Annotated in this window: 9 protein-coding genes; 1 reads left to right on the forward strand and 8 read right to left on the reverse strand. The window is 28.7% G+C overall.

The window, feature by feature from the left end; translation table 11 throughout:
- Nucleotides 1-110: 110 nt before the first annotated feature.
- From BV55_RS0114430 to BV55_RS0114445, 4 genes are all read right to left on the reverse strand, one after another.
- Nucleotides 111-1,535: a spore germination protein gene (locus tag BV55_RS0114430; protein ID WP_029453519.1), complete on the reverse strand. Its 1,425-nt coding sequence runs from the start codon at nucleotides 1,533-1,535 to the stop codon at nucleotides 111-113.
- Between the two features lie 5 nt (nucleotides 1,536-1,540).
- Nucleotides 1,541-2,683 (reverse strand): Ger(x)C family spore germination protein, encoded by a 1,143-nt coding sequence (locus BV55_RS0114435; protein ID WP_029453520.1) that lies wholly within the window; start codon nucleotides 2,681-2,683, stop codon nucleotides 1,541-1,543.
- Nucleotides 2,661-3,761 (reverse strand): GerAB/ArcD/ProY family transporter, encoded by a 1,101-nt coding sequence (locus BV55_RS0114440; RefSeq protein ID WP_029453521.1) that lies wholly within the window; start codon nucleotides 3,759-3,761, stop codon nucleotides 2,661-2,663. The genes BV55_RS0114435 and BV55_RS0114440 overlap by 23 nt, the downstream gene beginning before the upstream one ends.
- Nucleotides 3,762-3,896: 135 nt before the next feature.
- Nucleotides 3,897-4,160 (reverse strand): hypothetical protein, encoded by a 264-nt coding sequence (locus BV55_RS0114445; RefSeq protein ID WP_029453522.1) that lies wholly within the window; start codon nucleotides 4,158-4,160, stop codon nucleotides 3,897-3,899.
- 214 nt (nucleotides 4,161-4,374) lie between these two features.
- On the opposite strand from BV55_RS0114445, the gene BV55_RS0114450 reads away from it, so the two are divergent.
- Nucleotides 4,375-6,114, forward strand: a complete 1,740-nt coding sequence (locus BV55_RS0114450; RefSeq protein WP_051652518.1) for a MutS-related protein — start codon at nucleotides 4,375-4,377, stop codon at nucleotides 6,112-6,114.
- 115 nt (nucleotides 6,115-6,229) lie between these two features.
- Here BV55_RS0114450 and BV55_RS0114455 read toward each other — a convergent pair whose 3' ends face one another.
- The 4 genes from BV55_RS0114455 to BV55_RS0114475 all read right to left on the reverse strand — a co-directional run bounded on the left by BV55_RS0114455 (nucleotide 6,230) and on the right by BV55_RS0114475 (nucleotide 11,821).
- Nucleotides 6,230-7,591 carry an MATE family efflux transporter gene (locus BV55_RS0114455; RefSeq protein WP_029453524.1) on the reverse strand — a complete coding sequence of 454 codons (1,362 nt, stop codon included), beginning with the start codon at nucleotides 7,589-7,591 and terminating at the stop codon, nucleotides 6,230-6,232.
- A 251-nt stretch (nucleotides 7,592-7,842) separates the two neighbouring features.
- On the reverse strand, nucleotides 7,843-9,570 hold the full coding sequence (locus tag BV55_RS0114460; protein WP_029453525.1) for a phosphoenolpyruvate carboxykinase: 1,728 nt from the start codon (nucleotides 9,568-9,570) through the stop codon (nucleotides 7,843-7,845).
- 361 nt (nucleotides 9,571-9,931) lie between these two features.
- Nucleotides 9,932-10,183, reverse strand: a complete 252-nt coding sequence (locus BV55_RS0114470; protein WP_029453526.1) for a GlsB/YeaQ/YmgE family stress response membrane protein — start codon at nucleotides 10,181-10,183, stop codon at nucleotides 9,932-9,934.
- Nucleotides 10,184-10,429: 246 nt separating this feature from the next.
- Entirely contained in the window at nucleotides 10,430-11,821 is a 1,392-nt protein-coding gene (locus tag BV55_RS0114475; RefSeq protein ID WP_029453527.1) for an MATE family efflux transporter, read from the reverse strand.
- Nucleotides 11,822-12,082 lie beyond the last annotated feature (261 nt).

Below are 12,082 nucleotides of genomic sequence, written 5' to 3' on the forward strand. Positions count from 1 at the left end.
ATTTATCTTCTCTAACCTTTTTAAAATCATATTATTCTAAGTTGTATTTTAATTCTGTTTTTATTTTTTTACTTAATCTTTAACATATAAGTTCTTATTATTTATACTAATTACCTTCGCTTTTTGTCTTTAGTTTTGATAAATTTTGGACGAGTGCCTTTGTCAGATAAAGATGTATATATGGAAGTTAAAATTTCTTTAAAGTTACTTGGTGACACTGGTGCCATATATGGAACTGTTATACTATATGTAGATATCAAATTTATTAAAATTATAGTAAGTCCCATTGCCACTCCATAAAGCCCGAACATACCTGTGATAATAATCATAAAAAATTTTAATATTCTTACGGGATTAATCACTGTATAATCTGGTGCTACAAATGAAGTTATTGATCCTAATGATACTATTATAACCATAAGAGGGCTAACAAGACCTGCTATTACGGCTGCTTGACCTATAACAATAGTTCCCACTATTCCTATGGCTGGGCCTATTTTTTTAGGTAACCTTATACTAGCTTCTCTTAATATTTCTACTACTATTTCCATTATAAAAGCTTCCGTTATTGCATTTACAGGAACTCCCACTCTAGTAGATGCTAAAGCCAATATATACTGAGATGGAAGTACATCTGGATGAAAAGATACAATAGACACATACATAGGTGATAAGGTTAAGGTTATTATAAAGGATAATAGCCTCGTTATATAAACAAAGGTTGAAAAATACGTATTAGAGTAATGATCTTCCCCTGAATCAAAAAATTCTATAAAGGTTTTTGGTGCTAAAAGTGCCAAATTAGATCCATCAATTAATATACACACCTTTCCTTCTAGCAAATTTGCACCTACAGTGTCTGCCTTTTCTGTTATACCCATTTCAGGAAATAAAGTATTTTTTTTATTTGAAATTATCTTTTCTATATATCCTGATTCAAATATTCCATCTATAGAAATCCCCTCTATTCTATTGCGAATTTCATTAACATAGTTATCATTAGCTATGTCTATAATATAAGCCAGTGCTATATTGGTCTTTGTTCTAGTCCCTACAATAAACTTTTCTGCCTTAAAATTTGTATCCTTCATTCTACTTCTTAATAAATTTAAATTAGTATTTAAATCTTCATTAAAAGCATCTAGTGGAGCCCTTATGGAATTTTCAAATTGAGGTGTTTCTATATTCCTCTTTTCTTTTTTAATTACATTAGTTGCTATATAACTATTTTCACCTTCTACAATAATTATGGAATTTCCTTCATAAATGTAACTTAATATTTTATTTTCATCTTCATCTATTAAAATATTATCGGTATAAATAATTGAATGAGCTATAATCTCAATTGTAATATCATCTTTATCATATTGTAATAATGGACTTATTATTTTACCTGAAATATCATTTTTATCTGTTATTTGAGATATAAACGCCACATGTATAATATAATCTTTAACTACTAACTTTCTTACATAAAGGCCATACCCAACATTTAGGTCTTCTTCAATCTTATCTAGAAATATCTTACTTTTCATTTTATTTACTTCTCCTCTTCCATAGGGTCTAGAAAGCTTGCAATTGTAACAGAATTTTTTATATTTACGTTAATCTTAGCATTAGGATATTCAGCTTCCCATGACATATTTTTGTATTCCCTTGGATTCTGACCTTTAAAATATCTCCCAAAGCCTAAAAAGTCTGTGCTATAATCTTCCTGCGATAACTTTATAATGATATTTATGTCATCCTTTATATTTTTTGTCATAGTATCCTCAATCTTTTTAATATCCTCTTTGTCTAATAATTCTATATTATACTCATATAACATTTTTGAACTTATATCTAAATCTACATTAATATTAATTTTACCATCTACATATTTTGTGTGTATTTTTCTTTCATTTAATCTGGTATTTATAGATATTGTATTTTCATTGTCCTTTGGACTTTCAATAGTATAATCTAGTGATGCCTTTTCTGATAATAGATATAATAGTCCATTACTATCATTATAATCAACTGTTCCTATACTTTTTGAACCCTTTATTATAGAGTATCCCAAAAGTTTTACAGATGGATTTTCATATCCTATGTAGGGAACTACATAACCTATGGTTTTAAATGATATATCTGATCTAATTTCTTGAACTGTTTTATGAAGAGCTTTACCCTCCTTACTTAGATATGAAATTAAATCCTCTATGCCATAACTTATCGATATATCAGTTTCTATCTTTTTTTTAAATAGTTCTCTAGCTGATGTATCACTTACAACAACCATCATGGACTTTCTAAAGCTTGATAGATTAGTAATTCTATTTATATAAGGTTCTATATCTTTTTCTGCAAATGCTTTACTAAATACTATAACCCTAATAGCCCCCGTGAAATCTCCTAATGGTGTTAATCTGTCATATTCATTCCTGGCTTCTTCAAAAGATTCACCATCTGAATAAAAATTATATACACTAGAAAAAGTCGATGAAACTCCACCTACCTTTTGCCCAGCCATGAGCTTTGCCACTTCACCAGTAAAGTTGATTTTTTCATTTACCTGGTCTATGCCTACACCTAAAATTATACTTTTATTATTTATATCTAAACTATCCCAGCACCCAGTAAGCACTAATGATGAACTTATAAGAAGCGCTACAAATAATCTATTTTTTCTTTTTATTCTCATACTTTTTCACCTTCAATGTTATTAATAATATCATGGGGAATATTGTTACTAGAATTAGTCCAATATAATTATTGATTTTCATAATAGCTTTAGCTTCTTCTATATTCCTTGGATATTGTGAAATTAAAAAAGATACTATTATAACAATTACACAAATTAAATTATATTTCTTTTTATCTTTACATATATCACTAATAAAACTTATAGTTCCATAAGTCCAAATACAACAGGCACATACAATATTAAGAGTCCAAACCATTATATATAATCCATCTAGTCTTCTGAAAAGCTCTAAACTTTCTAAATCTATACCAAGTATAATGTTTAATGTAGTAGAATTATACTTAACTAAATCCTCTACTCCTACTAATGCAATGGCAGACTCCACTACATAAATATACATACATCCTATAATCACAATCATACCTAAAATATGTCTAAATAAACTTTTGCTTTCCTTTCCTTTTAGATTTATAAAAAATAATACTTCCATACCTAAAAATGGATATATTAAGTCCTTAGATCCTTTTATATACGTTGAAACCTGGCTTATATCAAAAATAGGTTTTATATTTATAACCTTACCTTTTATTAATATAAGAAAATTTATAAATAAAAACCCTAGTATACTTAACATCCCATAAATTTCACATAAACTGCCTATTACTCGAATCTTTTTAAATACAGCATAGTATATTACCATAAAGAAAACTGTGCTAATAGCAAGTATAGGTGTTTCACGAAGAATGGTTGTTTTTATGATTTCGGAATAAGACCTAACTATTAGAGAGCCTGAAACTAAAAAATATACTATGAATACTAAAATTATTATTAATGATGGTATCCTTCCAAATAAAACATTATTAAACTCATAAAAGTTCTTTTCTCTATTTATTAGTTGAATCTTGGTTATAATATAAGTTAGTAATATAGCAAATATAGTAATTATAATTATAGAAACCCATGCTCCTGTGCCAGCAGCCTTTGAAGCTATCTTTGGAAAATCACTTATACTATAACCTACTATAGTGGTGTAAAGAATAAGTGCTATCTGCCTATTCGTAAGTGACTTTTCCATATAACCCCTCCTAAGAAATAATTAACTGTTTAATAGATTATTTGTAAAAACCTATTAAATTATTCCTTTTTTTAAATAAAAAAAGAACCATGCAAGTTTTTCTATCCCTGCACAGTTCATTTTTTATTCTTTACACTACTCTTCAAGAGTATTTGTGTAATTTAATACATCTCCTAAACTTTCAGAAGTATACATGGCATCGGTTCCACCACCATGATAATATACAGCAAATTCAGAAGGGCTAAGGTAAAATATATGATAATTTCTATCCCCTACCTTGCGGTGTCCGAGGCAACTTTCCTTGCTTTCAATCATATCTTCAATTCTCTTTTCTCCCGCTACCACATTTTTCATATCCTGTAGTTCTTTAAACCTATCATAAAATTCAAATTTTTCCATACTTATATCTCCTTTCAAACATGAATCATACTAGAATTATACCACATAATCATATTTTCTCCATTTAAATCATTTAATACACACTACTTTTTTATTCATATTATGATAATTTAAATATAATATATTTAAACTATTCAAACTAAATGCTATAATTGGTAAGGACTAACATCTTGTTATATTTCACGTTTAAACTATAAGGAAAGTTGGTGCTAAATTGAAAAATAAAATTAATCTATCGGAAGTATTCACCCTTACACTTTTATCTCTAACCATATTTTCTATCTTATTACTTTTTAAAGATAAAATAGAGGGGTGGTATTTTGGTGGGGCCTTATTTTTAATAATAGTTTTAGTCTTTATTTATAATAATTTTATAAAAAGAAAGAGAAATAAATCTTCAGATTATATAAATAATAACCTAGAATCTATAAACAAAAAGAAAAGAGACTTTAATACTATAAACAAGTTATTCAATCTATTAAACTCAAAACATGAGAAAAATAATATTATAGATGACCAAACCTTTAATGATTTAGATATGCAAAAGGTTTTTTCAAAGCTTGATTATACCTTAAGTACTCCTGGCGAACAGTCATTATACAACCTTTTAAGAAATCCTCTATATGATAGCTTTGAATATGAACAGAGAAAAACCTTAATAAACCTTTTTCAAAAGGATACCACTACTAGAAACAAGCTTCAATCTTTTTTATATGAACTTGGGAAACAATATAGAGGAGATATATTAGAACTTATTTATACTGCTTCAGATGTAAGCAAGCACAAAAAGTTCTTATATAACTTTATGTTTGTATTATCTTGCTTATCATTAATATCTATTGGGTTTCTTAAACAATATTCTGTGATTTTTATAATGATTGTCTACTCTATAAATATGTCTATACACTATAAAGCTAATAAAAATATACTTAGCCAGGTTATATCCATTACCTATCTTTCTAAGGTATTATCCTGTGCTAAAAACATAAGTAATCTAAAAAATGAAAATTTAACCTATTATAATGATATTATTAATACTGATATAGAAAAATGTCATGTGATACTTAAAAACTCAAGAAATATTAGCAAAGCAGAAGGTATTGATATTTTAGGAGATTATTTCAATGTGTTCTTTTTATCTCAAGTTAGAAGCTATTATAATATAATTGACGATATTGAAGATCAAAGGGAGTATCTAAAAGAAATATATTCTATTATAGGAGAGATAGATTCTATAATATCTATCTCAATTTATAGAAATTTAATAAAAGACTATGTAGAGCCTGAATTTATAGATAAACCTTGTTTTTTAGAGGCTACAGACCTTAGAAATCCTTTAATTGAAAATGCTATTCCTAATGACTTTATAGTTAATAATAATGGTATTGTTATTACTGGCTCAAATATGGCAGGTAAATCAACTTTTCTAAAAACTTTAGGAATAAATAGTGTACTCGCACATACTATATGTACTTGCCTTGCTAAAGATTACAAGACTTCTTATTTTAATATTATAAGTTCTATAAGCCCTTCAGATGATATAACAAAGGGTAAAAGTTATTACCTTGCTGAAGCAGAGGCTGTACTTAGAATAATCAATTCCTTAAATGATAAAGTATCTACGCTTTGCATAATAGATGAAATATTTAGAGGTACCAATCCTTTAGAAAGAACAAGTGCTTCTTTAGAAATACTTAGATACATAATAAATAAGAATGCAATACCGGTAGTTGCTACCCACGACTTAGAAATTGCTGAACTCGTAGGTGATCAATATCAGTGCTACTATTTTTCTGAAGATGTAGATGAAGAAAATGGCCTTAAATTTGATTACAAAATGAAAAAAGGCATTTCACCTACAAGAAATGCAATTAAATTATTAAAATATTTAAAGTACCCTAGTATAATAACTGAAAATGCTGATGAGCGAATAAGACATTTATTAGAATCTTGATTTAGCTAAAAAGGTATACTGATTTATTTTCAGTATACCTTAAATATTTTTATTTTGTATCTACAATTTTGATTTTAATAGAAGATTACTATAATTTACTTGTCCTTTAAATGAGCTACCTTATAACCTGTGTTTGCCAATTATTTTTTCTATACACATAAAATCCATATAGACAGACAATCAAATTGCTAAAGCCCATAGAAAACCAAATTCCTGAAGGACCTACACTTGTAAAATATTTGAATAACAAAATCATAGGAAGTCTTACAAACCATAATCGACCAATTTCCATAGCCATGGAGTACTTAGTATGTCCTGTGCCTTGGAAAACACCTTGAAGCACACTAAATATGCCCATAAGAGGCATAGATACAGATGTAAACTTAAGATAAGTTATACCCTGAGATATAACATCTAAATCATCTTTTGACTGCATAAAAAAGTTTATTATAGGGCTATTAAAGAAAAGAAGTAAGCTACATCCAACCACAGAAAATGAGATTGTAAGTTTTAAAGACTTTGTGAAGGCCTCTTTTATTCTATTTATTTGATTTGATCCTAAATTTTGCCCAACAATAGACGTCAAAGCTGCGCCAACCCCCATAGCTGGTTGCATTATTAATGATGTTATCCTATTAACCATAGCAAAAGCACCTAAGGTTGATGTTCCATAGGAAGCAATAAAGCCATTTAACACAATAAAACCTAATGCTGATCCAGATTGTCCAACTGAAGATGGCAATGCCACATTTACAATTCTTTTTAATATCTTTTTATCAAATTTAAAGTTTTTAAAACTTGGCCTTACTAGCATCTTTGAGGAGCGCATTAGAATAAAGATTCCTGCAAAAGCGAGTAACGCCTTGGCTATTAATGTGGCTATAGCAGCTCCTGCTACCCCCATACCAAGTGTGAATATGAATATAGGATCTAAAACTATATTTATTATAGCACTAATACCACTTAGCACAGTTGGTAAAACTGTATTTCCCTGTGCATTCATAATAGAGTTAAAGCTAAAAAATAAGAACATGAATGGCATATCTAAGAATGTTATCTTTAGATATATGTTGCTATACATTCCAAGATCCCCTGATCCTCCCATAAGCCTAATAACACCAGGGCTTATTAAATATCCAAGTATGGCAAAAACAACTGATGATATAAAAGATATCACAATAAGTTGTGTAGCATAAATATTTGCTTCTTTATATTTAGAAGCTCCTACTAATTGAGATATTATAGATGTACCTGCAATTGAAAGACCTATACCAAGTGATATAAATAAAAAGTTTATTGGCCATACAAAAGCTGTAGCAGCAAATTCAACTGAACCTATCTTACTTACCCAAACTCCATCTGCTAAGTTATAAAGAGTTTGAATAAGATTATTTACCATAATAGGCAAAGCTAATGTTATTATTACTTTGTACAAACTACCATTAAGTATCAGATCTCTTTTCTCCGAAGAGTCCATGAAATTCCCCCCATCATATACCTTTTAACATATAATAACCACCTAAGACTTTACCCTTTAAAAGTTTCAATCTTATGGCGAACAAATAAATTATACCATTAAATAAGTATACATTGTCTTTAAAACATAGATTTAAAGCCTTGATTTATCATAATCTGATACCATACAGTTACACACTAACTTAATAAAAATACCCACATATACTTGTACCACAAGTATATGTGGGTATTTTGAATACTTTTTATAACTTTTTATAACTTTTTAATCTCCTGCAATAATTTTAAAGATGCCTCTCTTGGCCCCTTCTTTTCATTACCAGCCATACCAAGTTTTGTTCTTAATTGACCCACTCTTATCCCTTTCTTAAAAAACTCTTTAAAGAATATTGGAATAAGTTCATCCATCTCCTGTTGTTTTTGAACTGGTCCAAAAGGATTAGAAAAATAAGATGTTACAAGTCCCTTTTCTGTAGTAGTCCCCTTTGCCATTCTAGTTCCTTCTTTAAATACCCTAATAGCCTCCTCTTCACTATTGAAAAGTTCCAAGGCTTCTCCCTCTTCATAATTATTAGCATAAAGAAATAAATCTATAGCTTCTCCTTTTATGATTTCATTATAACTAGCTACTGGCATAACTAATCTTGCATTTATTTTATCAGGATTCATAAATATACTTCTATCTAGTTGCTTAAATGCATAACCCGTGTCTAAATCATCCAGCCTTACAAAGGCGCCTATTTCTGTGCCATAGCCTAAAGGCTTTCCTTCACCATTTAACTTTACTACACCCATATCATCAAAAATTATAGTCATATCACTTATATATTCTGATCCAAGACTTCTTAAAGCTTCAATGCTTTCCGATTTTCCAGCTCCACTATCACCCATAATAACTATATTAAAGGTTTTATCGTCTTTTGTAATTATATTAACCATAGCTCCATGAACAGGTAAATTACCTCTTTTTATCATTATTAAATTGTGTAATGTTAAAGTCATCTTTTTCATGTATCCAAAGTAATCCATATCATGGTGATAGTTTATATATCCTGTCATTATGTCATTTTCCACATCATCATAAAATACTGTTTTCATCTGCTTTTCTTCATCTTTAGCTCCAAAAACATAAATTATATCTGGCTTTTCATCTTTATATTCTTCTTCTTTTGCCATTTCAAATAGGTTACATAAAGTAACCCCATGAGCCATAAAATCCCTATGGAAATAAATGTACGCAAGCAAACTTCCTACTTTCGTAGGATAACAAAACCAATGCTCAGCATTTATAGAGCAGTCTTTAAGTGGATTTTCATAAATTTCTTTAAATATACCATCTCTAGTATTCTTTTTAGGATAAGTTATAAATGGAGTATCTAAAACTATAGACTGTATAAATGGTATCTTAGCCAAACACTCGTAACCTTTACCATATATAAAGTTAGTCTGATTTAATATAAGTCCTGCATTTCCACCTGCTGGTAATTGTCTATATATGCTTGGCTTTACACCTAGTACGTTTTCTTCTACTTTTCTATATACATCTAAGATAAGTTTTGAAAATTCGTTATTAGCATCTATAAAATTAACATTTTGAAGTCCTTCACCAATCTTGTTGTTTTCAACAATAGTATATCTTTCTAGCTTTCTCCAAAAATTATATAGATCCTCTACAAAACCTATAAATTTATTTTTATCCTCCAATAGCTTTTTATACCTTAAATCGATTTTTATTATTTCGTCTGCTTTTAAAACTATTAAAAATTTAAATATCTTTATTAATTCTAAACATATTTCATCCTGATTTAAACATTTGTTTATGTACTTATATATATTACTTTTATTTCCCTTTCTATCATCTAAATACTCAGAAAGAATAATTTCAAATCCTTTACTATCTAATAAACACTCCTCCGTATTACAGTATTTTGCTGTGAAATTAATCATTGCCTTCCCATTACTAAGCGAAAATTCTTTTTTCATGTAAGCACCTCTATCTTATTTTTTCTGATAATTATAAAATTTAGTATTATGAATTATAGTTTCATTAATGCGTCAGTTTTATTTGCTTTTTTTAATGATATCACATCTTTATGAAAGCTTCTTCTTCCCCTTCTTTCATTTTTAAACATGTAAAGATTTACATCCTTTAAAAAAATAATATTTTGTAGTCTCCCTTATACTTTTATCCGATGGCTACCATCCGTAACACCCCTATCCTCTTCAAGGTGGGGGATGACGGCTGCTACGCCCCTGGATAAGTTCTTCTAAGAATCACTTGATACTTAATTTTAAAAAGCAAAAAAAACTCTGATTTATAATCAGAGGTTTTTTTGTACACTCACTATTTCTTTTTTATTGCATTAATTATGGCTAATAAAATAACTGCTCCTATAACGGACACAAGTAGACTCCAAATATTAAATCCTGTGATTCCTTTCCCGCCTATGAGTCCAAATAGAAAGCCTCCTAAAAAGGCACCTATAATTCCTACAATTATATTTGCCATAGCTCCCATTTCAGAGTCTTTGCCAGTAATCATACTTGCAATCCAGCCAGAAAGGGCTCCTAGTATTATCCATGCTAAAATTCCCATAGTATTTTCCTCCTTATAATAGACTATCTAACTAAGATAGTTTTTAATAATTACTTATCTTTTAATATAAAAGAGTTTTAAATCTAAATGGATTACCATCTCTATCTTAATTGTATGTTTATTATTTGTTTAGTTTTGAAATTTATACATGAATTATTTTTTATTAACAAGTATATTTTTTATTTTAATTACTTGTTTACTATGGGTTATAACGTGTTTTAATATCTATCTAGGTACATCATTATCTTATATGCTATTTTCTACCTCTAATTCTTCCACCATGTTATTTATCCACTTATAAGATATAAATCTTTTTATAAGTATAATTACCTTCACTATTTCTTCACTGCAAGCAACTAAAACTACCATATATACAGGTAATTTAAATATAAATGCAGCTAAAAATGCAAAAGGAACTCCTATAAGCCATAAGGTTATTGATTGAACTATAACCCCATATTTAGCATCTCCACCAGCCCTTAATATGCCAACTATAACTAATGCATTATACACTTTAACTGGCATAAATAACGCGTAAATATATAATATATACTTAGCATCTCTAATTACTACATCTGATACATTAAATATAGAAAGTATAGAGGATGTAGATAACAATAATACAACCGAAAGTATCATCCCTATGCCTATTGAAATTGCACAAAGTCTTCTAGCATAAAGTTTTCCTGTCTCTTCATTCCCGGCTCCAATTTCCTTACCAACAACCACAACCGAAGCATTAGCAAGTCCAAAGGTTACAATCATAAATAAATTAAGAACCGTAGTACATATTTGTATAGCTGCTATAGCCTGAGTTCCTATTCTTCCATATATAATTGCATAACTTACATTTCCAAGTCCCCAGCAAGCTTCATTTAATACTACTGGGATTATAATATTATATACATTTAAAGTTAACTTTTTAGAAGCACCTCTAAAGTCCCTTAATCTTCCTGAAAGTATACTTTTTGATACATAAATATGTATTAAAAGAACTAAACATTCCATTATCCTTGCTATTACTGTTGCTAACGCCGCACCCTTAACACCCATAACCGGGAATCCAAACTTTCCAAATATAAATACGTAATTTAAAAATCCATTTACTATCAGTCCTACAAGACTAGCTAGCATTGGAACCACTGTTTTTTCTATACTCCTAGAAGCTGTTGCAAAGTTAAATGTAATTGTTGTAAATATGTAACTTATACTAACTATTCTAAGATACTGACTTCCAAGTGCTATAACATCTTTATCTTTATTAAATATAGATATTATACCCTGTGGCCATATTAAAGCTATTATCGTAAATATAAAAGTTACTATAATTCCACTAAATAATCCTATACCTAAAACTTTTCTTATATTCTCTTTATCTTTTTTACCCCATAATTGAGCTATAAATACTGAACACCCAGAACTTATACCCATAGCAATTAAACTAAACAAAAAGTAATATTGATTTGCTATACCTACTGACGCTAGCTCAATTTCGCCAACTTTACCAATCATCACTGTATCTAGCATATTTATAGATGATGCAATAAGATACTGAAGTACTATAGGCATTGCTAATATAAAAGTACTCTTATAAAACCTCCTGTCAGAAAATAATTCTTTAAATCTTTTATTATTCATTAAAACTCTCCTTATAATGTAAATTTAAACAAAAAAATAAAAACCCCTTTGAGTTTTTTCAAAGTGGATTTCAACACCTGCATTTAAGAACTCTATTACTATAGACTTCATCAAACAACTTTAAATATTATATTCTATGTATCTAAAAATGTTAAGTATAATCTAGCCTTTGATATATTATGTTATATCAAAAATACCTTTAAGATATTCCGTAAAGTATTATATCAATAATAATATAAATTGTCTACATATATTTCATTA

It is taken from the genome of Clostridium algidicarnis (genome assembly GCF_000703125.1).
Lineage (GTDB): Bacteria > Bacillota > Clostridia > Clostridiales > Clostridiaceae > Clostridium_L > Clostridium_L algidicarnis.